The organism is Amycolatopsis sp. NBC_01286 (assembly GCF_035982555.1).
Taxonomy (GTDB): Bacteria; Actinomycetota; Actinomycetes; order Mycobacteriales; family Pseudonocardiaceae; genus Amycolatopsis.
The window spans coordinates 7,901,329-7,924,977 of sequence record NZ_CP108428.1 but is presented as its reverse complement, the minus strand read 5'-3'; the positions used below and the strand labels follow the sequence as shown (position 1 = coordinate 7,924,977).

The following is a 23,649-nucleotide window of genomic DNA, read 5'->3' as shown; positions in this document are numbered from 1 at the left end:
ACCGGTGCTACTTGAGCGTGACGCCGAGCGGGCCGCGATCGCGACCGCGCTGAACGCGGCCGCGGGCAACGACGGCTCGCTGCTGCTGATCAGCGGGCCGGCGGGCAGCGGCAAGTCGGCGCTGCTGCGGGACGCGACGGCGTCGGCGCTGGCCGCCGGCGCCCGCGTGCTGCGCGCGGACGCGACCCAGCTCGAAGAGGACTTCGCCTTCGGCATCGCGCAGCAGTTGTGCCGCCCGGTCCTCGTGGCCGCCGGCACGGCCGAGCGGGAACGCTGGTTCCAGGGCGCGTCCGAGCAGATCCTGCGCGCGCTGACCGAAGAGCGGCTCGTCACCAACGGGCACGAGCACAACCTGCCCACCGAAGCTGTCCTCTATGGACTGCACACGGTGGTGCACGCGATGTCGCACGACGACCTGGTCGTGGTGATCGTCGACGACCTGCAGTGGGCGGACCACGGTTCGCTGCGGCTGCTGGCCTACCTGGCCAAGCGGCTCAGCGGGTCGCGGATCCTGCTCGCGCTGGCCGTGGCGGAGGAGTGCGAGGCGCCGAAGTACGCGCTGGTGCACGAGCTCGTCACCGCGGCCGCGCGGATCGTCGTCCCGGCGCCGCTGTCGCCCGACGGCGTCGCGTCGATGGCCGAGGTCGCGTTCGGCGAACGCGCCGAGGAACCGTTCACCGCCATGCTGCACCGGGTTTCGGGCGGCAACCCGGCGAACGTCGCGACCGTCCTCACCGGACTGGTCGGCGAAGGCCTGCGGCCGATCGCCGCGCAGATCACGGCGGCCACGGCCGAAGCCGAACGCCTGCTCGACCACCGCATCATGCTCTCGCTCGGCTCGCAGCCGCCCGCGGTGCTCGCGCTGGTGCGCGCGGTCGCGGTCCTCGGCGACCTCGCCGAGCCGCAGCTCGCCGCCGACCTGGCCGGCCTCGACGAGGTCGAGTACAAGTCGGCCCTGCAGAGCCTCGAACGCCTCGGCCTGCTCGTCCACGACGAGCGCCGGATCGGCTTCGCCAACGCCACGGTCCGGGAAGGCGTCGAGCCGGCGATCCCGGTGGAACTGCGCGAAGTCCTCTACCGCCGGGCGGCGCGGCTGCTCTACGAGCACGGCCGGCCCGCCGAGCGCGTCGCGGAGAAGCTGATGAAGGTCGGCGCGGCCGAGGACCCGTGGGAGGTCCGCATCCTCAGCTCCGCCGCGGGAACCGTGCTGGAGCGGGGCGCCGGCGACCTGGCCGCGCGCTACCTGCGCCGGGCCTTGCTCAACACCTCGCCCGACAGTGAGGAACGCGGCCGCCTGATGGTGGAGCTCGCCGCGGCGGAACGCGGGTTCGACCTGATCGCGTCGGCGCGGCACGTCTCGCAGGCGTTGTCCCTGCTGCCGGCCGGGCCCGCGCAGGCGGAAGCGGCGCTGTGGATCCCGCCCGCGCTCGCGGTGACGGTGCCCGCGCTCGGCGCGGCCGTGCGCACGGCCGTCGACTCCGTGCTGCGGGACGCCGACCCGGCCGCCGGCACGGACCTGGAGCTGCGGGCGGAGGCGCGGACCTGGTACCCGGGGGCCCGCCCGCCGGGCCAGGGTGACGCCGCTTTGGCGCGGCTGCGCGAGCTGGAGACGGCCGAGCGGCTCGACTCGCCCGCCGGCCGCGAACTCGCCGTCGTGCTGCTGCACTCCGCCGCACTGTCGGGCAGTGTGGCGGCCGACGAGGTCGAGACCGTCCTCAAGCGACTCGTCACCGAGGAGCCGTTCGACCCGGCGCACGCCTACACCGCCCTGCCCCTGCTGGTCACCACGCTGGTGGCCGCCGACACCGCGAGCGTCCTCGAACCGGCGCTGGCCGCGGCGGCGGAGCAGGCGACCCAGCGCCGGTGGCAGGACACCGCGCACCTGATCGCCGCGGAGACCGCGGAAGTCAAGCGCGCGCAAGGGGATCTCGCCAAGGCCCGGCGGATCGCGCTGGGCGTCCTCGAAGGCGCCGACCACGAAACCTGGCCCGACGCGCTCGCGCTGTCGGTCACCACGCTGGCCCAGATCGCCCTGGAGACCCAGGATCCCGAGCTCGGCGAGCGCCTGCTGGCGGTGCCGATGGACAGCACCGACCACCGCGTGTTCGCCGCGCGCCGGCTGACCCGCGGCATGATCGACCTGGTGCGCGGCGATCCGGCCACGGCGCTGGGCCGGTTCCTCGACTGCGGGCGGCGGCTGGAGCGCGAGGGCTGGGTCAACACGCCCCAGTACCCGTGGCGCACCTGGGCCGCGCTGGTGCGGCAGCGGATGGGCGACCTGCCGGCCGCGCAGGCGCACGCCGCGGCCGAAGACGTCGTCGCCCAGCAGTGGGGGAGCCCGCTGAGCGTCGGGCGTTCCCTGCGGCTGCAGGGCATGCTGACCGGCGGCGCCGACGGCATCGGCCTGCTCTACGAGGCCGCGGGCATCATCCGCGAGTCGGAAGACCTCGCCGAACGGGCGCGGACGTCGGTGGTCCTCGGGACCCGGCTGCTCGACTCCGGTGAGCCGGACGCGGCGGGATTCCTTGCGGAGGGCCGGGAACTGGCCAAGGCCATCGGCGCGACGTGGCTCGACGGCACGGGGGAGACCGAGCTGAACGGTCCCGTGCTGCGGTTTTCCGGCGGCGGCCTGGAAAACCTGACGAAGGCCGAGGCCGCGGTGGCCCGCCTCGTCGTGCGCGGCTGGACCAACCAGCAGATCGCGGACTCTCTGGGGGTAACCCGGCGCGCGGTCGAGAAGAATCTGACCGGCGCCTACCGCAAGCTCGAGGTCAGCGGCCGCGCCGAGCTCATCGAGCACCTCGGCGAGTCCGAGCGCGACTGACCCCGGGGTACGGACCCCGGTGCGGTTCCGCACCCGGGGTACGGACCGCACGCGGCGTGCGGTGCGGGGGTTCGGACCCCCATTCACCTGCGAATCCCCTGGCCCAGGCCAAGACGTGCCCGCACGGGGGTCACCACCGGCGTTCGGTACCGAACCGCACCGCACCGCACTCCGTACCTCCGTACCCCCAACGGGGGCGCACCACAGTGTTAAGGCCGGGTGTCCGCAACCTGTTGCCCCCGCTAATCGGCCGTGCCTAACATGATCTGCGTCACCCCGGAGATGTGGCTCGCACGATCGCCACCAGTACCCGGCTTTCTTGTCGGAGTGCTTCTCGCCGAAGAGAGGAATCCCTTCATGAGTGCAGACGTTGCAGATGCGGTCACAGGCGTGAGCCTGGCTTCGGCGCTGGAGCGAATCAGCCGCCCCGCGCCGCGGAAGCCGGCTCCCCGACCGGTCACCCCGGAAATGTGCATGGTGAACGTCGACCACCGGCTGCGCATTGTCTCGGCCAGCATGGAATTCTTCCGCGTGTTCGAGCGCACTTCCGACGGCGTCACCGGCACCAGCCTGTGCGACCTGCTCCACCCCAGCGTGCGGGACAAGGTCGAGCAGCAGCTCCGGCTGCTGGTGCGCGGTGAGCGCACCCGCTTCGCCGAGCGGATCCTGGTCATGCGGGACAACGGCACGACGCTCAGCGGCGATTTCCTGGGCTCGACCGTGCACAGCGTCGGTGACCGGCTCGACAGCCTCACCGTGGTTTTCCGGCCGGACAAGTCCGACCGGGACAACCAGGTCGCCGTCACGCGGAAGAAAATCCTGACCGAGATGGACGCCCGCATTCTCGAGGGCGTCGCGTCGGGTGTTTCGACGATTCAGCTGGCGGCCAATCTCTACATGAGCCGAGGCGGCGTCGAATACCACGTGACGACGCTGCTGCGGAAGATGAAGGTGAAGAACCGCCCCGCGTTGATCTCGAAGGCCTATTCCATGGGCATCTTCGGGGTCGGTTCCTGGCCGCCGCGCGCGCTGCCGGACTTCGTCCGGTGACACGCCGGTGGTGACGGGCCGGACCGGTGACGCCGAGGGCGGGCCGCAGGCGCACTCGCGAGACGGGTGGGCGTGCGGCCCGCTTCGCTGTGTCAACCGGGACTTCGTCCCGGGCCGGGGGCTCCGCCACCCGGAACCCCCGAAAGCGGCTGTCTGCGGACACCCAATGTTGGCTCGTGACCCGGGTCACCGCCCTGGTGTGGCTTTATGTGGCTTTACCCGATGGTCACACGGCGTCCCCGAGTGGGCACGGATCAGAGTGTTTTGGCTGCACAAGGTGACAGTCTGCCGGTCATCTGATGGTAACGGTTCGATACTCCTCGAGATCGGGTCTTGCAAACGCAGGCGAACACAGGCAATATCACTCAAACCAAAGAGGTTCCGGCGGAGGTGTACTGAAGTGTTCGTGACTCTGACGGCGAACCCGAGCGTCGACCGCACGGTCGAGGTCGACCGGCTGAACCGGGGCGGTCTCCACCGCGCTTCGGGCGCCAGTGTGCAGCCGGGTGGAAAAGGCATCAACGTGGCGCGTGCCTTGGTGCGCAACGGACTCAAGGCCCGCGCGGTGGTTCCCGCCGGCGGTGCCGAAGGCGACCAGCTGATCAGCTTGCTCGAGGACTACAACATCGACGTGGTCCGGGTTCGCACGGAAGAGTCCGTGCGCAGCAACATCAGCGTCGTCGAGCCGGACGCCACCGTGACGAAGGTGAACGAGATCGGCCCGCACCTCACGGGGCGGGAGATCGAAACCCTGTGCGACGTCCTGCTGGCCAACGTGGCCGACGCGGAATGGGTTGTGGCGGCGGGAAGTCTGCCGCCCGGTGTGAACGAGGACTTCTACGCGGAGCTGATCGCGCGCCTGGCCCCCAGCGGGGTCCGGGTCGTCGTCGACACCAGCGGCCCGGCGTTCCGGACGTCGGTGAAAGCCGGGCCGGCGTTGGTGAAGCCGAACCTCGACGAGCTCGAGGAAGCGGTCGACCGTCAGCTCGACACGGTGCGGGACGTCGTGGACGCCGCACAGGAACTGCGCTCTCTGGGCGCGGGCACGGTTTTGGCCAGTCTCGGCAGCAAAGGTGCCGTGCTGGTCGAAGACGCGGGGATCTGGTGCGCCAACGCATCGGCCGAACCGCGCAGTTCGGTCGGTGCCGGCGACGCGATGCTCGCCGGTTTCCTGGCGGCAGGGGGGAGTGGCCCGCAAGCGCTGGCCACAGCCGTCGCCTGGGGTGCGGCCGCGGTGTCGCTCCCGGGAAGCACGATGCCGGGTCCCGAAGACGTGGGGGCACGACGAGTGCGGGTGGACCCGCATCCCGGCTGGGACGAGAAGATTCGCGAATAGCCCTGGGGCACCACGCGAAGCGGCTCGCCCCGACCACCGCCATCCGGTGATGGCGAAACCCTCAAATCACCTTTCCAGAAGAGGAAGCCAACGATGACAACCACCACGGAGATCGACGACGAAACTCCGTCGAGGGCGGAGCGCGCGCGGGTTTCGATCCAGCGCTTCGGCGGTCAGCTCGCGAGCATGGTCATGCCGAACATCGGGGCGTTCATCGCCTGGGGCCTGATCACCGCGTTGTTCATCCCGAGCGGGTGGACACCGAACGCGCACATCGCCGAGCTCGTCGACCCGATGATCAACTTCCTGCTGCCGGTCCTGATCGGTTACACCGGTGGCCGGCTGGTGCACGGCCAGCGCGGTGCGGTCGTGGGTGCGGTCGCGACGGTCGGCATCGCGGTCGGTGCCTCCATCCCGATGTTCCTCGGCGCGATGATCGTCGGCCCGCTCGGTGGTTTCCTGATCAAGCTGTGGGACGACAAGGTCGGCAGCAAGACCGCGCCGGGCTTCAAGATGCTCGTCGACAACTTCAGCGCCGGCATCATCGGCGGCATCATGGCGGTGCTGGGCCTGCTGGGCATCGGCCCGGTCGTGCAGGGCATCACCAAGGGTCTCGGCAACGGCGTGCAGGCCCTGATCGACGCCCACCTGCTGCCGCTGGTCTCGATCATCGTCGAGCCGGCCAAGGTGCTGTTCCTCAACAACGCGATCAACCACGGCGTGCTGAGCCCGCTGGGCGTCGCCGACGCGTTGAAGGACGGCAAGGCCATCGAGTTCCTGATCGAGCCGAACCCCGGCCCCGGTCTCGGCATCCTGCTGGCGCTGACGTTCTTCGGCGCCCGCAGCGCGCGGGCCACCGCGCCGGGCGCGATCGTCATCCAGTTCCTGGGTGGTATCCACGAGATCTACTTCCCGTACATCCTGGCCACCCCGCGCCTGATCCTGGCCGCGATCGCCGGTGGCGCCGCGGGTGTCGCGACGTTCGCGATCTTCGACGCCGGCCTGACGGCGACGCCGTCGCCGGGCAGCATCATCGCGGTCCTCGCGGTGACGCCGAAGGGCGGTTACCTGGGTGTGGTCCTGGGTGTCCTGATCGCCGCGGCCGTATCGTTCGTCGTCGCTGCGGCCTTGCTGAAGTTCGGCAAGGATGCCCGCAGGGAAGAACGGGAACTGGCCGTCGCCGAAGGCGGAGCGGTGGCTTGACGATCATCGTCGATCGAAGGAAGGAAGTGCGGTTGTGAGCAGCATCGAAGGCAAGGAAGTCAAGAAGGTCATCATCGCCTGCGACGCCGGGATGGGCAGCAGCGTGATGGTCGCGTCCCAGCTGGCCAAGCGGCTGAAGCCCTACTCGGTCAAGGTCGAGCACACGCCGGTCAACGAGATCCCGGGCGACGCCCAGGTCGTGCTCTGCCAGAGCACCCTCGTGAAGCGGGCCCGCAAGGCCAACACCACGGCGGTGATCCTCGGGTTCCAGAGCTTCCTGGGTGACCCGGTGTTCGACCAGGTCGAGCAGGCGATCAGGGACGGCGGTTCCCTTGCCGACTGACGCTTCCATCCTCAGCGCCGAGTCGGTTCTCATCGGCTGCACCGCCCCCGACCAGGCCGACGCGATCACGCAGGTCGGCCGGAAGCTCCTGGAGCTGGGGGCGGTGGAGCCGGGCTACCTCGACGCGATGCACGAACGCGAACGCTCCGTCTCGACCTTCCTGGGCGAGGGCGTCGCGATCCCGCACGGCACCGACGAGTCCCGCCGCTTCGTGAAGCGGACCGCGCTCGCGATCCTCCAGTTCCCCGACGGGGTCGACTGGGACGGCAACGAGGTCCGGCTGTGCGTCGGCATCGCGGCCAAGGGGTCCGAGCAGGTCGGCATCCTGTCCTCGCTCGCCCGGATCCTGATGGACGGCGAGCAGGTCCGGCAGCTGCGGGAAGCACCGGACGCCGAGACGATCTTGCGACTGTTGAACCAGATGGACGAGGAGTTCTCCGAATGAAGGTGGCACGTTTCTACGCGCCAGGTGACCTGCGGGTCGAAGACGCCGACGAGCCCAGCCCGGGCCCGGACGAGATCAAGATCCGGGTGCACAACACCTCGACGTGCGGCACGGACCTGAAGATCTTCCGCCACGGGCACCACCACATCGACCCGCCGCGCGTGATCGGGCACGAGATCGCCGGCGAGGTCGTCGAGACCGGCGCGAACGTCTCCGGCTGGGAGTCGGGCGACCGCGTGCAGGTCATCGCCGCGATCCCGTGTGGTGAGTGCAAGCAGTGCCTCAAGGGCCTGCAGCAGGTGTGTCCGAACCAGCTGTCGATGGGGTACCACTTCGACGGCGGCTTCGCCGAGTACATGATCGTGCCGAAGCAGGTCCTCAAGGTCGACGGTGTCAACCGGATCCCGGAGGGCGTCAGCTACGCGGAGGCCTCGGTCGCCGAGCCGCTGGCCTGTGTCCTCAATGGACAGAGCTTCGCGCAGGTCGGCGAAGGCGACGTCGTCGTGGTCGTCGGTGCCGGCCCGATCGGCTGCCTGCACGTGCGGCTCGCTCGCGCCAAGGGCGCGGCGGCCGTCTACCTGGTCGAGCTGAACCGCGGCCGGCTCGACATGGCCGCCGAGCTGGTCAAGCCCGACGCCGCGATCTGCGGCGCCGAGGAGGACCCGGTCGCGAAGGTCCTCGAGCTCACCGGTGGCGACGGCGCGGACGTGGTCATCACGGCCGCGGCGGCGGGCAAGGCCCAGGAGGACGCGCTCAAGATGACCGCGCGCCGGGGCCGGATCAGCTTCTTCGGCGGCCTGCCGAAGGACAACCCGATCATCGCGTGCGACTCGAACCTGGTGCACTACCGCGAGCTGACCATCTACGGCGCCAACGGGTCCAGCCCCGAGCACAACCGCCAGGCGCTCGAGCTGATCTCGTCGGGCAAGGTCCCGGTCGACGACCTGATCACCCACCACCTCCCGCTCTCGGACGTGCTGAAGGCGATCGACATCGTCAGCAGCGGCGAGGCGATCAAGGTGACGATCGAGCCGGGCGCGGCCGTCCCCGCGTGAGCGGTGCGGGCCCGAATCCCAAGGAGGCGACCAACGGTGGTTGACGAACTGCGCGGCAACCCGGCGAGCCCGGGCGCGGCCGCCGGGCCGGTGGTGCGGCTGACGCCGCCCCCGGTCCTGCCGGAGCACTGGGACACGCCGTCGGCTCCCGAGGAGGAGCTGGCGGCGGCGACCGAAGCGCTCGACGCGGCGGTGGCGGACCTGGAGAAGCGCGCGGCGACGGTTTCGGGCGAGTCCAAGTCCATCATGGACACCCAGATCATGATGGCGCAGGACCCGACGCTGCGGACCGGGATCCAGGAGGGGGTGGCCGCCGGCCGCCCCGCCGCCTGGGCGATCCGCGACGCGTTCGGCAAGCACGTGGCCGCGCTGGAGGCCATCGGCGGCTACCTCGGCGAGCGGGCGGCCGACCTCATCGACATCCGGGACCGGGCGATCGCCGCCGCGCTGGGGCTGGCCCAGCCCGGCATCCCGGACGTCGACGGCACGTTCGTCCTCGTCGGCCAGGACATCGCGCCGGCCGACACGGTGCTGCTCGACCCGGCGAAGGTGCTCGGCGTCGTCACCGAGAAGGGCGGCCCGACCAGCCACACGGCGATCGTCGCCCGCGCTCTCGGGATCCCGGCGGTGGTCGGCTGCGCCGGCGCCGCGGGCCTGGCGGACGGGCAGCGGATCGCCGTCGACGGCGGGCGCGGCACGGTCGTCGTCGACCCGACGGACGACTACGTCCGGCAGGTCGAGGCGGAAGCGGCGTCGCTGAAGGAGAAGCTGGCGGCGCACAGCGGCCCCGGCGCCACCGCGGACGGCCACCCGGTCAAGCTCCTGCTCAACGTCGGCAGCGCCGGCGGGGTGGAGCAGGACGCGGCGGCCGACGCCGAGGGTGTCGGGCTGTTCCGCACCGAGTTCCTGTTCCTGGACCGCACGGAGGCTCCGACGGTCGAGGAGCAGCGGGCGGCCTACGGCGAGGTGCTGCGTGGGTTCGGCGGCCGGCCGGTCGTCATCCGCACGCTGGACGCCGGCGCCGACAAGTACATCCCGTTCGCGAACACCGAGGACGAGCCGAACCCGGCGCTGGGCGTGCGCGGCTACCGCGTCGGTGTCCGCAACCCGGGGCTGCTCACCGCGCAGCTGGAGGCGATCAGCCTGGCGGCGGCCGACCACGAGGCCGACGTGCGGGTGATGGCGCCGATGATCGCCACGCCGGCGGAGGCCGCGGCGTTCCGCGACCTCGCCCGCGAGCACGGGATCGGCCAGGCCGGTGTGATGATCGAGGTGCCCGCCGCGGCGATCCGTGCCGCGGACATCCTGGCGGAGGTCGACTTCGTCAGCATTGGCACCAACGACCTTTCGCAGTACACCTACGCCGCGGACCGGATGCTGGGTGAGCTGGGGGACCTGCTCGACCCCTGGCAGCCGGCGTTGCTGGCGCTCGTGGCGAACGTCGCGGCGGCGGCCAAGGAGGCCGGCAAGTCCGCCGGCATCTGCGGCGAGGCGGCCAGCGACCCGGGCCTGGCCCCGGTGTTCGCCGGCCTGGGCATCACCAGTCTGTCGATGTCGGTGTCCGCGGTTCCCGCGGTCCGCGCCGCGTTGAAGGACTACACCCTCGACCAGTGCGAAACCCTCGCCCGCGAGGTGCTTTCCGCGTCCGACGTGCCGACGGCGCGCCGGATCGCGGAGGAATTCTCCGCCAAGACGGCCGGCTGACGCGTCACAGCTTTCTCCACGAGATGGGAATCGGGAATGTCCAGTAAAAAGGTGGTAATCGGCTCGCCCGTCGGGCTGCACGCGCGTCCGGTCAAGCTGCTCGTCGAGGCCGCGGGCCGGCAGCCGGTGCCGGTGAAGATCGGCCGCACCGAGGACAAGCTGGTGGACGCCACCAGCATCCTGGGCGTCATGGCGCTCGGTGTCCGCGGCGGCGAAGAGGTGCTGATCTCGGCCGAGGGCGAAGGCGCCGACGCCGCCGTGACGGAGATCGCCGAGCTGCTGGCGCGCGATCTCGACTCGGCCGAGCAGCCGGCCGGCTGACGTCGGTGGTCCGGCAGGCGACCCCCTGGTCTGCCGGCCCACCGCCGCGCCGGAGTTTCCCTCCGGCCCACGAACGCCGGTGAGCCGTCCTGGTCACTGTCCGGGCGGCTCACCGGTCCCCAAACCTGACACAGCCCGCCGGTTTCCCGGCGGGCTTTCGTCGTCTCAGTTGCTGCCGTAGAACTCCGCGACGCGGTCCACGATGAAGTCCTGGTCGCTCTCCTCCAGGCCGACGTAGGTCGGCAGGTAGAAGCCCTGGGCGGCCAGGCGGGCCGCGTTCAGCTCCGGCCACTTCGGGTCGAGGTACATCGGCTGGCGGCTCATCGGCTGGAAGAACAGCCGCGTCTCGACGCCGGCGGCGCTCAGGTGGGCGCGCAGCTCGTCGCGGCCCTCGGCCAGCAGGTCGTACATCCACAGGACGTCGCGACCGGGCATGCGGGTGATCCCGGGGATGCCGGAAAGCCGTTCGTCGTACTGCTTTTCGATCCGGGACCGCAGCTCGAGGATCTCGTCGATCCGCTCCACCTGGGCCAGCGCGACGCCGGCCTGCAGGTTGGTCATCCGGAAGTTGTAGGCCAGCTTCTTGTGGACGAAGTCGTGGGCCTTGCTGAAGGCCATGCCGCGCAGGTGCTTCATCTGCTCGGCCAGCCGCGTGTCGTTCGTCAGGCAGATGCCGCCCTCGCCGGACGAGATGATCTTGTTGGCGTACAAGGAGAAGCACGCGATGTCGCCGACGGGGCGGACGCCGTGGGCCTCGGCCGAGTCCTCGACGACCCGCAGGTTGTACTGGTAGGCGAGGTCCATGATCGCGTCCATGTCGCAGCGCCGGCCGTAGATGTGCACCGGCATGATCGCCTTGGTCCGCGGCGTGATCTTGGCTTCGAGCTGCGCGACGTCGATGTTGAGATCGTCGCCGCAGTCGACGAAGACCGGCGTGGCGCCGGTGTAGGTGACCGCCCAGGCCGACGCGATCATGGTGAACTCCGGCACCAGCACCTCGTCGCCGGGACCGATGCCGAGCGCGCGCAGGGCGAGGGTGAGCGCCGTCGTCCCGGAGGAGCAGGCGACGCCGTGACCCTGGCCGTTCCAGTCGGCGAAGGTCTCTTCGAAGCGCTGCACGAACGGGCCCTGGGAGGAGATCCAGCCCGTCGTCACCGCTTCGGTGACGTAGTAGATCTCACGGCCGGTGAGATGGGGCTGGGAGACGGGATATCGGAATGCCATCAGGTCCTCGCATGCCTCGGCTACCGGAAAGCTGCAGGATGGACCCGCTGAAGACGGGAAATCACCAGTAGTTCCCGATGGGGGCACGGATTGTCCAATGTTTTCCAGGGCGGGGCGGGTGTGTGATCGAGCGGATCAGCGGCGGTGCCGGGCGGCCGCGAGCACGGCCGGTTGGCCGGTGAACGTGGGAGAGCTATGACGAAACGAGCATTGATCACAGGTGTCACGGGACAGGACGGCTCTTACCTGGCCGAGCACCTGCTGGCACTGGGCTACGACGTGTGGGGCCTGGTGCGCGGTCAGGCGAACCCGCGCAAGTCCCGGGTCAGCCGGATCGCCGCCGAGCTGAACTTCGTCCACGGCGACCTGCTGGACCAGGCGAGTCTCGTCGGGGCCGTGGACCTGGTGCAGCCGGACGAGGTCTACAACCTGGGCGCGATCTCGTTCGTGCCGATGTCGTGGCAGCAGGCCGAGCTCACCACCGACGTCAACGGCATGGGCGTGCTGCGCGTGCTGGAGGCGATCCGGATGGTCTCCGGGCTGGACAAGTCGCGGACCACCGCGCCGGGCAGCCAGATCCGGTTCTACCAGGCGTCGTCGTCGGAGATGTTCGGCAAGGCGGCCGAGACGCCGCAGAACGAGAAGACGATCCTGCACCCGCGCAGCCCGTACGGCGTCGCGAAGGCCTACGGCCACTACATCACGCGCAACTACCGCGAGTCCTACGGGATGTACGGCGTCTCCGGCATCCTGTTCAACCACGAGTCGCCGCGCCGCGGCATCGAGTTCGTCACCCGCAAGATCTCCAACGCCGTCGCGCGGATCAAGCTGGGCCTGCAGGACGAGCTGCGCCTCGGCAACCTCGACGCCGTGCGCGACTGGGGCTTCGCCGGCGACTACGTCCAGGCGATGCACCTCATGCTGCAGCGCGACGAGGCGTGCGACTACGTGATCGGCACCGGCCGGATGCACACCGTCCGCGACGCCGCCGACATCGCGTTCGCCGCCGCCGATCTCGACTGGCGCGACTACGTCGTCGTCGACCCGAGCCTGGTGCGCCCCGCCGAGGTCGAGACGCTGTGCGCCGACGCCACGCTGGCCCGCGCCGATCTGGGCTGGAAGCCGTCGGTGCCGTTCGAAGAGCTGATGCGCATGATGGTCGAGTCCGACCTGCACCAGACCGCCCGGGAGCTGGACCTCGGCGAGGCGCTGACCGCCGCCGTCTGGTAATCGGCCCAGGCCGGTCCCGGATGAACTCGGCGGTCGCGGCCCGGGCGAAGTGCCGCCGAGGACGATTTCCGCCGCAGAAAACCATTTCCGCGCCCCGGGCGGCAGCCGGCCGTGCGCCGGACTGCCACCGCAGCAGCCGTCCCGGGGCGCCACCGCTCGCCGTCGTGTCGGGATGGGTTGCTGATTCATGGACAACGAACAGAAGCTCCGGAGCTACCTCAAGCGGGCCAGCGCGGACCTCGTGCGCACCCAGCAGAGGCTGGAGGAGCTGGAGACCCGCGCGGTCGAACCGATCGCGATCGTCGGGATGAGCTGCCGCTATCCCGGCGGGGTCGCCAGCCCCGAAGACCTCTGGGAGCTGGTCGGCTCCGGGCGCGACGGCGTCACCGGGCTGCCCGCCGACCGCGGCTGGGACCTCGGCGCGCTCGCCGAGGCCGGCGGCGAGGCGGCGATGTCCGGCGGGTTCCTGCTCGACGCCGCCGAGTTCGACGCCGGCTTCTTCGGCATCTCGCCGCGCGAGGCGGCCGAAATGGACCCGCAGCAACGGATCCTGCTCGAGACGACGTGGGAGGCGATCGAGCGCGCCGGCATCGCGCCGTCGTCGCTCAAGGGCACCCGCACCGGTGTGTTCGTCGGCGCGATGGCCCAGGAGTACCTGACCGGCGCCGCCGGGCCGTCCGAAGGCTTCCTGCTGACGGGCAACACGAACAGCGTCCTGTCCGGCCGCCTTTCCTACGTGCTGGGCCTGGTCGGCCCGGCCGTCACCGTCGACACCGCGTGTTCGTCGTCGCTCGTCGCGCTGCACCTGGCCGCGCAGTCGCTGCGGTCGGGGGAGTCGACGCTCGCCGTCGCGGGCGGCGTGACGGTGATGTCGGCCCCGACCACGTTCGTCGAGTTCAGCCGGCAGGGCGGGCTGTCCCCGGACGGCCGCTGCCACTCGTTCGCGGACTCGGCCGCCGGCACCGGCTGGGCCGAGGGCTCGGGTGTGCTCGTGCTCGAACGCCTGTCGGACGCCCGCCGCCACGGCCACCCCGTGCTCGCGGTGGTCCGCGGCAGCGCCGTCAACCAGGACGGCGCCACCAACGGCCTGACCGCCCCCAACGGCCCGTCCCAGCAGCGGGTGATCCGTGAGGCGCTGAAGAGCTCCCGGCTTTCGCCGAGCCAGGTCGACGTCGTCGAGGCGCACGGCACCGGCACCCGGCTGGGCGACCCCGTCGAGGCCCAGGCCCTGATGGCGACCTACGGGCAGGACCGCGAACGCGCGCTGCTGCTCGGGTCGATCAAGTCCAACATCAGCCACACCCAGGCCGCCGCCGGCGTCGCCGGCGTGATCAAGATGGTCCTGGCCATGCGCCACGGCGTCGTCCCGCCCACGCTGCACGTCGACGCGCCGTCGTCCCATGTGGACTGGCGCGCGGGCCGGGTCGACCTGGTCACCGAGGCCACCGAATGGCCGGAGACCGGCGAGCCCCGCCGCGCGGGCGTGTCGTCGTTCGGGCTCAGCGGCACCAACGCGCACGCGATCATCGAGCAGGCCCCGGCCGAGGACGCCGAGCCGCGTGAGGTCGTCGCGCGGCCGGTGCCTTTCCTGATTTCCGGCAAGACCGACGAGGCACTGCGCGAGCAGGCCGGACGTCTCGCGCGGCAGCTGGCGGACGGCGACGCGCCGCTCGCCGACGTCGCGTTCTCCCTGGCCACCGCGCGGACGCCGTTCGAGCGTCGCGCTGCCGTCGTCGGTTCCGATCGCGCCGCCGTGGCGGACGCCCTGCGCGCGCTCGCCGCGGGGGAATCCGCGGTTGTCGGCTCGCCGCGTGCGCGGGCCAAGACCGCGTTCCTGTTCACCGGCCAGGGTTCGCAGCACCTGGGCATGGGCCGCGAGCTGTACACCGCGCACCCGGCGTTCGCCGCCGCGTTCGACGAGGTCCTGGAGCGGCTCGAGCCCGGACTCCGGGACGTCGTCTGGGGCACCAGTGCCGACGCTGCCGGCACGCTCGCCGGCACCGGCTGGGCGCAGCCGGCGATCTTCGCCGTCGAGGTCGCGCTCTTCCGCCTGCTGGAGTCGTGGGGGGTCCGCGCCGACCTGCTCGCCGGGCACTCGGCGGGCGAGATCGCCGCCGCCCACTGCGCGGGCGTGCTGTCGCTCGACGACGCCTGTGCCCTGGTGGCCGCGCGCGCCCGGCTGATGCGGGACCTGCCCGCCGGCGGCGCGATGGTCGCCGTCCGGGCCACCGAGGACGAAGTCCGCGCCGAGCTGGTCGACGGCGTGGGTATCGCCGCCGTCAACGGCCCTCGCGCGGTGGTGCTGTCCGGTACCGAAGACGCGGTGCTGGCCGTCGCTTCCCGCTTCGAGCGGACGACGCGGCTGCGTGCGTCCCACGCGTTCCACTCGCACCTGATGGACCCGATGCTGCCCGCGTTCCGCGAGGTCGTCGCCGGACTGAGCTTCGCCGAGCCCACGCGTGCGCTGGTCGTCGCCGGTGAGGTGACCGACCCGGAGTACTGGGTGCGCCACGTCCGCGAGACCGTCCGCTTCGGCGACGTCCTCGCCCGCCTCGCCGACGCCGGGGCCAACCGGTTCGTCGAGGTCGGGCCGGAAGCCGCGCTGACGCCGCTGGTCGACGTCCCGGACGCGCTCGCCGTGCCGGTGCTGCGCAAGGACCGCGACGAGCACACCTCCGCCGCCGAGGCGCTCGCCCGGTTGCACGGCGACGGCGTCGCCATCGACTGGACCGCGTTCTTCGCCGGGACCGGCGCCGCCTGGACCGAGCTGCCCACCTACGCCTTCCAGCGCCTGCGGTTCTGGCCGCGTGACACCGGCCGCGGCCGCGGCGACCTGCGGTCCGCGGGCCTGCGCAGCGTCGACCACCCGCTGCTCGGCACCGCCGTCGAGGTCGCCGACGCCCGTGGCCTGCTGCTGACCGGCCGGCTGTCGGCCGGCACGCACGCCTGGCTGGCCGACCACCGCGTCGGCGGCGCGGTCGTCGTGCCCGGCACGGCGCTGCTGGAGCTGGCCGTCCGCGCCGGTGCCGAGACCGGCTGCCCGGACGTCGAAGAGCTGACCCTGACCCGGCCGCTGGTGCTGGGCGCGGACGAGCGCGTCGTCGTCCAGGTGTGGGTCGGTGCCCCGGACGACGACGGCCGCCGCGCCGTGGCCGTCCACTCACGCCCGGACGGCGAAGTCAGCGGCAACTGGACGTCCCACGCGGTCGGCCGGCTGACCGCCGTCACCCGGGAAATCGTGATCCCGGAGGCCGTCTGGCCGCCCGCGGACGCCACCCCCGTCGAGCTGGCCGGGTTCTACGACGGCATCGACGACGGCCGGGAGTACGGCCCGGCGTTCCGTGGCCTGCGTGCCGCCTGGCGTCGCGGCGACGACGTCTTCGCCGAGGTCGCGCTGCCCGACGACGTCGAAGCCGAGACGTTCGACCTGCACCCCGCGCTGTTCGACGCGGCCCTGCACGCCACGGCGTTCCTCGCCGGTGACGGCGGCCTGCCGTTCTCGTGGCGGGACGTCGCCGTGCGCGCGGTCGGCGCGACGGTGCTGCGGGCCGAGCTGCGCAAGACCGGTGACGACTCGCTGTCGCTCGTCCTATCGACGCCTGAGGGCGACCTGGTCGCGGTGGCCGGCGGACTGTCCGTGCGGCCGATCGCCGCCGAATCCTTCGCCGCCGGCACCGGCGGCGGCCTGTACCGGGTCGACTGGACCGAGCCGGTCACCGGGATCGCCGACCCGGCCGACGCCGACGTCGTCTCCCTCGACGTCCCGGCGGGGGAGACCCCGGCGGCGGCACGCGACCTCGCCGCGCACGCCCTCGGCCTGCTGCAGGCGCGCGTCGAAGCGGCCGACGACCGGCGGCTGGCCCTGGTCATCCCGGCCGGGGTGCCCGCCGCGGCGACCGTGCGCGGGCTCGTCCTGGCCGCCCAGCAGGAACACCCCGGCCGGTTCGTCCTGATCGAGACCGACGAGCAGCCGGCGTCCGCCGACGCCGTCACGACCGCGCTGTCGACCGGCGAGCCGCGCGCCCTGATCCGCGCCGGGCGCGTGCTCGTGCCCCGGCTGGTGCGGGCCGTGCCCGCCGAGCCGCGCGGCTGGGACGCCGACGGCACCGTCCTGATCACCGGCGGCACCGGGGGACTGGGCCGGATCATCGCCCGGCACCTCGTGCGCGAGCACGGCGTCCGGCACCTGGTTCTGGCCAGCCGCCGTGGCGTTGCTCCCGACGACCTCCTCACCGAGCTGGCCGGTCAAGGCGCCGACGTCAGCGTCGTCGCCTGCGACGCGAGCGACCGCGCCGCGCTGGCCGCGCTGCTCGCGGACATCCCCGCCGCCCACCCGCTGACCGCCGTCGTGCACGCGGCCGGCGTCCTCGACGACGGCCTGCTCGGCACCCTCGACGCGGCGAAGCTCGCCACCGTGCTGGCGCCCAAGGCCGACGCGGCCTGGAACCTGCACGAGCTGACCCGCGACCAGGACCTGACCGCGTTCGTCCTGTTCTCCTCCCTGGCCGGCACGCTCGGCGCCGCCGGGCAGGCCAACTACGCCGCCGGCAACGCCTTCCTCGACACGCTCGCCCAGGTGCGCCGCGACGCCGGTCTGCCCGCGGTGTCCCTCGCGTGGGGGCCGTGGGCCGGTGAAGCCGGGATGGCCGGCGACGGCACCCTGCGCCGCTTCGCCCGGATGGGCATCCCCGCGCTCACCGAGGCCGAAGGTGTCGCGCTGTTCGACGCGGCCCTCGCGGCCGACGAGCCCGTCGTCGTCCCGGTCCGCTTCGACCTGCCGGTGCTGAGCGCCCGGCCGGAGCCACCCGCCGTGCTGCGGTCGCTCGTCGGCGGCGGCCGCCGGGCCGTGCGGACCGCGGGCGGGGCCGGCCGGCTGGCGCACCAGCTGTCCACATTGGACGACGCTGCGCGCGCGGCACGGGTCGCCGACCTGGTCCGCCGCGAAGTCGCCGGCGTGCTCGGACACGCCGGGGCCGCGGCCGTCGACCCGGAGCGCTCGTTCTCCGAACTCGGGTTCGACTCCCTCACCGCGGTCGAGCTGCGCAACCGCCTCGACGCCGCGACCGGGCTGCGCCTGCCCGCCACGACGGCGTTCGACCACCCGACACCCGCCGCGCTGGCCGCCCACATCCTGGCCGAGCTGCTCGGCGACGACGCCCGCGGCCCGGTCGTCACGCGGACCGTCGCGGCCGACGACGACCCGATCGCCATCGTCGGGATGAGCTGCCGCTTCCCGGGCGGGATCGCCTCGCCGGAGGACCTGTGGGCGGCGGTGGCCGAGGGGCGCGACACGACGTCGACGTTCCCGGTCAACCGCGGCTGGGACCTGGGTGCGCTGTACGACCCGGACCCCGACCACAAGGGCACCTCCTACACCCGCGAAGGCGGCTTCCTGCACAACGCCGGCGAGTTCGACCCGGCGTTCTTCGGGATGAGCCCGCGCGAAGCCGAAGCCACCGACCCGCAGCAGCGGCTGCTGCTGGAGGTCTCGTGGGAGGCGATCGAGCGCGCCGGGATCGACCCGCGACGCCTGCGCGGCAGCTCCACCGGCGTGTTCGCCGGCGTGATGTACAACGACTACGGCCTCGTCATGGCCGGCGGCGACTTCGAAGGCTTCCAGGGTAGCGGCACGGCGTCGAGCGTCGTGTCCGGCCGGGTCGCCTACTCGCTCGGCCTCGAAGGCCCGGCCGTCACGATCGACACGGCCTGTTCTTCGTCGCTCGTGGCGATGCACTGGGCGATGCAGGCCCTGCGCTCGGGCGACTGCACGCTGGCCCTGGCCGGCGGCGTCACCGTGATGTCCACCCCGAACTCGTTCGTCGAGTTCTCCCGCCAGCGCGGCCTCTCGCCCGACGGCCGCTGCAAGTCCTATTCGGACGAAGCCGACGGCGTCGGCTGGTCCGAAGGCGCGGGCGTGCTCGTGCTCGAACGCCTCTCCGACGCCCGCCGGCACGGCCACCGCGTGCTGGGTCTCGTCCGCGGCTCCGCCGTCAACCAAGACGGCGCGTCCAACGGTCTCACCGCGCCGAACGGCCCGTCGCAGCAGCGTGTCATCCGCGCCGCGCTGGCCGGCGCCGGACTGTCCACTTCGGACGTCGACGTCGTCGAGGGCCACGGCACCGGCACGACGCTGGGCGACCCGATCGAGGCGCAGGCGCTGCTCGCGACCTACGGCCAGGACCGGGAAACCCCGCTGCTGCTGGGTTCGGTAAAGTCGAACATCGGGCACACGCAGGCCGCCGCGGGTGTCGCCGGCGTGATCAAGCTGATCATGGCGATGCGGCACGGCACCGTGCCCCGGTCACTGCACGCGGCCGCGCCGTCGTCCCATGTGGACTGGACCGCGGGCGCGGTGTCGCTGCTCGCCGAGCCGTCGCCGTGGCCGGAGACCGGGCGCGCCCGGCGTGGCGCGGTGTCGTCGTTCGGCATCAGCGGGACCAACGCGCACGTCGTCCTCGAAGCGGCTCCGTTCGTCGAGGCCTCGCCGGTCGTGACGCCCGTGGACGCCGTGGCCGCGCCGCTGCTGCTGTCCGCGCGGACCGCCGGTGGGCTGCGTGAGCAGGCCGCGAACCTGGCGTCGATCGACGCCGGCCGGCTGGACCTCGCGTGGTCCCTGGCGACCACGCGCACCGCGTTCGAGCACCGGGCCGTGGTGCTCGGCGACGACGTCTCGTCGTCGCTGGCCGCGCTCGCCGCCGGAAGCACGGCAACCGGGCTGGTCAGCGGTACCACCGTGGCCGGTGGGCTCGCGTTCGTCTTCCCCGGTCAGGGCGCCCAGCGCCTGGGCATGGGGCGTGAGTTGGCGGCGCGGTTCCCCGTGTTCGCCGACGTCTTCACCGACGTCCTCGACCGGTGCGAGCCGGGCCTGCGGGACGCGGTGTGGGGCGACGACCCGGCCGCGCTGGAGCGGACCGGGACCGCGCAGCCCGCGCTGTTCGCCTTCGGCGTGGCCGCGTTCCGGCTGCTGGAGTCGTGGGGTGTCCGCCCGGACCTCGTGGCCGGGCACTCGATCGGCGAGATCGCGGCGGCGCACGTCTCGGGCGTGCTGTCGCTGGACGACGCGTGCGCGCTGGTGTCCGCACGGGCCCGGCTGATGCAGGCCCTGCCCGCCGGCGGGGCGATGGTGTCGGTGCAGGCGTCCGAAGAGGACGTTCGCGCAGGCCTGACCGACGGCGTCGACATCGCGGCGATCAACGGCCCGGACTCGGTGGTGCTCTCGGGCGTCGAGGACGCCGTGCTGGCCGTCGCCGCGCGCTTCGAGCGGACGAAGCGGCTGCAGGTGTCGCACGCGTTCCACTCGCACCTGATGGACCCGATGCTGGCGGAGTTCGGCGAGGTCGTGCGGGGGCTGGACTTCGCCGAGCCGTCGCTGACGTTCGTCGCCCAGGGCGACGTCCGGTCGCCGGGCTACTGGGTCGAGCACGTGCGCGCGACGGTCCGGTTCGCCGAGACGATCGCGCGTTCGGACGCCGTCACGTTCCTGGAACTCGGGCCGGGCGCGGTGCTGTCGGCCATGATCGACCGGCCGGGCGCGATCCCGTTGCTGCGCAAGGACCGTCCGGAGGTGGAGTCCGCCGTCACGGCCCTGGCGGTGCTGCACACGCGCGGCTGCGCGGTGGACTGGCCGGCCTACCTCGGCCGCGCGGGCGCGCCGGTGGAGCTGCCGACGTACCCGTTCCAGCGCGAGCACTACTGGGCTGCCGCCACCCCGGCGCGGCCGGTGGCCGCCACCGCGGACGGCCCCCTGTGGGAAGCGATCGGCCGCGGCGACCCGACGGAGCTGGCCGGCCTGCTCGACCTCGGCGACGACCAGCAGGAGTCGTTGACCACGCTGCTCCCGGCCCTGTCGGGCTGGCGCGACCGCCGGGCGGCGGAGGAGAAGGCGAAGTCCTGGCGCTACCGCACGGAGTGGCACCCGTTCCGCACCGCGGAGAACCCTTCCCTGCCGGGAACGTGGCTGCTGGTGACGTCGACCACCGACGAAGGCACGGAGATCGCCACAGCCCTGACGGCTCACGGCGCGACGATCAAGCGCATCACACTCTCGGCTCTCGACGCCGCCGAGGCCCCGAAGTCCGTGAATGCCACATCCACGGACACTAGGTCCCTCAATGTGGCATTCACGGACTTGGCCGACCGCGCGCAGCTCGCCGCGGCGTTGGCTGCGGCTGGGCCCGTTGACGGGGTCCTGCACCTGCCCGCCGCCGGGGATGGCGGGCTGCGGGAGCTGCTCACGCTCGTCCAGGCTCTCGGCGACGCCGACCTCGGCCTTCGCTTGTGGACTCTGACCTCCGGTGCCGTCGTCACCGCGGGGGAAGGGGCGCCCGATCCCGTCGCCGCGCGGGTGTGGGGGCTGGGCCGGACCGCCGCGCTCGAACTGCCCGCGCTGTGGGGCGGGCTGATCGACCTGCCCGCCACCCTCGACCCCGCCGTCGGGCGACGGCTCGCCGCTGTCCTCGCCGGATCCGGTGGGGAGGACCAGGTCGCCATCCGAGCCCAAGGGGCCTTCGGCCGCCGGGTCGGGCGGTACCTGCCCGCCGAGCCCACCGGACGCTTCCGCGCTTCCGGGACCGTGCTCGTCACGGGCGGCACCGGTGCGCTCGGCGCGTCCGTCGCGCGGTGGCTCGCCGCCGCCGGGGCCGAGCACCTCGTGCTCGTCAGCCGTCGCGGCCCGGGAGCACCCGGCGCCGCCGAACTCGAAGCCGAACTCACCGCGGCCGGCGCCCGGGTGACGATCGCCGCCTGCGACATCGCCGATCGCGCCGCCGTCGAGGAACTGCTCGACGGCCTGCAGCTGACCGGGGTCGTGCACACCGCGGGCATCGCGCAGGCGATGGACCCGATCCACACCGCCGACTTCGCCGAGTACACCCGCGTCATGGCCGCCAAGACCGAGGGCGCCGCGCACCTCGACGTCCTCCTCGCCGGGCACGACCTCGACTTCTTCCTGCTGTTCGGGTCCGTCGCCGGCGTCTGGGGCAGTGGCGGCCAGGCCGCCTACGCCGCCGGCAACGCCTACCTCGACGCGCTCGCCGAGGCCCGCCGGGCTCGCGGCCGCAAGGCGACGTCGATCGCCTGGGGTGCCTGGGCCGAGGAAGGCATGGCCACCGACGAGCACGTCGCCGGCCAGCTGAGCCGCCGCGGCCTCGGCTTCCTGCCGACCGCGCCCGCGCTCGCCGAGCTGGAACGCGCGCTGCTGCGCGACGACACGGCCGTCGTCGTCGCCGACATCACCTGGGACACCTTCCTGCCGGTGTTCACCGCCACCCGCGCCACCCGGCTGTTCGACGAACTCGTCGAGAGCAAGCCCGAGCCCGTCGCGGCCACCGCCGTGACCGCGTTCGCCGCACGCTTTGCCGGGATGTCCGAGGCCGAACGCGACCGCGCGCTGCTGGACCTGGTACGCGTCGAAGCCGCCGAAGTGCTGGGCCACGTGACGGCCGACGCCATCGACGAGGACCGCGCGTTCCGCGACCTCGGCTTCGACTCGCTGACCGCCGTCGAGTTCCGCCGCCGTCTCGTCGACGCCACCGGTCTGTCCCTGCCCGCGACGCTGGTCTTCGACTACCCGACCCCCCTCGCGCTCGTCGCGTTCCTGCGCGAGGAGATCGACGGCCCGGCCGTCGGCGACGTCGTCGTCACGCCGGGTGCCGTCGACGAGCCCATCGCCATCGTCGGCATGGGCTGCCGCTTCCCGGGCGGCGTCGGCTCGCCGGAAGACCTGTGGAACGTCGTCGCCGGCGGTGTGGACGCGATCTCGTCGTTCCCCGCCGACCGCGGCTGGGACATCGCGGGCCTGTTCGACCCGGACCCCGACCGCGGCGGCAAGACCTACTCGACGCTCGGCGGCTTCCTGGAAGACGCCGCCGAGTTCGACGCCGGGTTCTTCGGGATCTCGCCGCGCGAAGCCATGTCCATGGACCCGCAGCAACGGTTCCTGCTCGAAGTGTCCTGGGAGGCTTTGGAACGCGCAGGCGTCGACCCCGCTTCGGTGCGGGGGAGCCGGACCGGCGTCTTCATCGGCTCCAGCTTCCAGGACTACGGCACCTCGACCGGCGAAGGCTCCGAGGGCCACCTCGTCACCGGCACCATCCCGAGTGTCCTTTCCGGACGGTTGTCGTACCTGTTCGGCTTCGAGGGCCCGTCGGTCACCGTCGACACGGCGTGTTCGTCGTCGATCGTCGCGCTGCACCTCGCGTGCCAGTCGCTGCGCGCCGGGGAAAGCTCCTTGGCTCTGGCCGGCGGGGCCACGATCATGGCGTCGCCCGACCCGTTCGTCGCGTTCAGCCGCCAGCGCGCGCTCGCCGCCGACGGACGCTGCAAGGCGTTCTCCGAAGCCGGCGACGGCATGAGCCTCGCCGAAGGTGTCGGCATCCTCGTGCTGGAACGGCTGTCCGACGCCCGCCGCCACGGCCACCAGGTCCTCGCCGTCGTGCGCGGCACCGCGGTCAACTCCGACGGCGCGTCCAACGGCCTCACCGCGCCCAACGGCCCCTCGCAGCAGCGGGTCATCCGCCAGGCCCTGGCCAACGCCGGGCTCGCCGCGGCCGAGGTCGACGCGCTCGACGCGCACGGCACCGGCACCGCGCTCGGCGACCCGATCGAGGTCCAGGCGCTGCAGGCCACCTACGGCCGCGACCGCGAGCGGCCGCTGCTGATCGGCTCGGTGAAGTCCAACATCGGGCACACGCAGTCCGCCGCCGGCGTGGCCAGCTTGATCAAGATGGTGCACGCCATGCGCCACGGCGTGCTGCCGCGCACCCTGCACGTCGACCAGCCGTCCACGAAGATCGACTGGTCGGCCGGCGCCGTCCAGCTGCTGCACGAACAGGCCGAGTGGCCGGAGACCGGACGTCCGCGCCGGGCCGGCGTCTCGTCGTTCGGCATCAGCGGCACCAACGCCCACGCGATCAT

At 72.4% G+C, this 23,649-nt stretch carries 12 protein-coding genes (1 of these 12 only partly in view); 11 read left to right on the top strand and 1 reads right to left on the bottom strand.

Features of this window, described 5'->3' with window-relative positions; genetic code table 11:
- The first annotated feature begins 4 nt into the window (after nucleotides 1-4).
- The 9 genes from OG570_RS36170 to OG570_RS36130 all read left to right on the top strand — a co-directional run bounded on the left by OG570_RS36170 (nucleotide 5) and on the right by OG570_RS36130 (nucleotide 10,281).
- Entirely contained in the window at nucleotides 5-2,824 is a 2,820-nt protein-coding gene (locus OG570_RS36170) for an AAA family ATPase (protein WP_326949519.1), read from the top strand.
- 357 nt (nucleotides 2,825-3,181) lie between these two features.
- Nucleotides 3,182-3,874, top strand: a complete 693-nt coding sequence (locus OG570_RS36165) for a helix-turn-helix transcriptional regulator (protein WP_326949520.1) — start codon at nucleotides 3,182-3,184, stop codon at nucleotides 3,872-3,874.
- 400 nt (nucleotides 3,875-4,274) lie between these two features.
- On the top strand, nucleotides 4,275-5,210 hold the full coding sequence (gene pfkB, locus OG570_RS36160; RefSeq protein ID WP_247051677.1) for a 1-phosphofructokinase: 936 nt from the start codon (nucleotides 4,275-4,277) through the stop codon (nucleotides 5,208-5,210).
- Nucleotides 5,211-5,303: 93 nt separating this feature from the next.
- A complete protein-coding gene (gene mtlA, locus OG570_RS36155; protein ID WP_326949521.1) occupies nucleotides 5,304-6,413 on the top strand; it encodes a mannitol-specific PTS transporter subunit IIC in 1,110 nt (369 codons plus the stop codon).
- Between the two features lie 34 nt (nucleotides 6,414-6,447).
- Nucleotides 6,448-6,756 (top strand): PTS lactose transporter subunit IIB, encoded by a 309-nt coding sequence (locus OG570_RS36150; RefSeq protein WP_247051679.1) that lies wholly within the window; start codon nucleotides 6,448-6,450, stop codon nucleotides 6,754-6,756.
- Complete coding sequence (locus OG570_RS36145; RefSeq protein WP_247051680.1) at nucleotides 6,746-7,201, top strand: PTS sugar transporter subunit IIA; 456 nt, start codon at nucleotides 6,746-6,748, stop codon at nucleotides 7,199-7,201. The genes OG570_RS36150 and OG570_RS36145 overlap by 11 nt, the downstream gene beginning before the upstream one ends.
- On the top strand, nucleotides 7,198-8,256 hold the full coding sequence (locus OG570_RS36140) for a zinc-dependent dehydrogenase (protein WP_326949522.1): 1,059 nt from the start codon (nucleotides 7,198-7,200) through the stop codon (nucleotides 8,254-8,256). Before OG570_RS36145 ends, OG570_RS36140 begins: the two co-directional genes overlap by 4 nt.
- Before the next feature lie 36 nt (nucleotides 8,257-8,292).
- Nucleotides 8,293-9,960: a phosphoenolpyruvate--protein phosphotransferase gene (gene ptsP, locus OG570_RS36135; RefSeq protein ID WP_326953367.1), complete on the top strand. Its 1,668-nt coding sequence runs from the start codon at nucleotides 8,293-8,295 to the stop codon at nucleotides 9,958-9,960.
- A 36-nt stretch (nucleotides 9,961-9,996) separates the two neighbouring features.
- Nucleotides 9,997-10,281, top strand: a complete 285-nt coding sequence (locus OG570_RS36130) for an HPr family phosphocarrier protein (protein WP_247051683.1) — start codon at nucleotides 9,997-9,999, stop codon at nucleotides 10,279-10,281.
- Nucleotides 10,282-10,446: 165 nt separating this feature from the next.
- On the opposite strand, the gene OG570_RS36125 is transcribed toward OG570_RS36130, so the two are convergent.
- The gene (locus OG570_RS36125; RefSeq protein WP_326953366.1) at nucleotides 10,447-11,505 is read right to left on the bottom strand and encodes a DegT/DnrJ/EryC1/StrS family aminotransferase; all 1,059 of its coding nucleotides are present in this window, start codon (nucleotides 11,503-11,505) and stop codon (nucleotides 10,447-10,449) included.
- Nucleotides 11,506-11,700: 195 nt separating this feature from the next.
- Between OG570_RS36125 and OG570_RS36120 the strand changes: the two genes are divergently transcribed.
- Nucleotides 11,701-12,735 (top strand): GDP-mannose 4,6-dehydratase, encoded by a 1,035-nt coding sequence (locus tag OG570_RS36120; protein ID WP_247051685.1) that lies wholly within the window; start codon nucleotides 11,701-11,703, stop codon nucleotides 12,733-12,735.
- 187 nt (nucleotides 12,736-12,922) lie between these two features.
- Nucleotides 12,923-23,649 carry the 5' end (the start) of a type I polyketide synthase gene (locus OG570_RS36115; protein ID WP_326953365.1) on the top strand. Its footprint extends 16,420 nt past the window's final position, so the window shows 10,727 of its 27,147 coding nt (coding positions 1-10,727); it begins with the start codon at nucleotides 12,923-12,925; its stop codon lies off the right edge, out of view.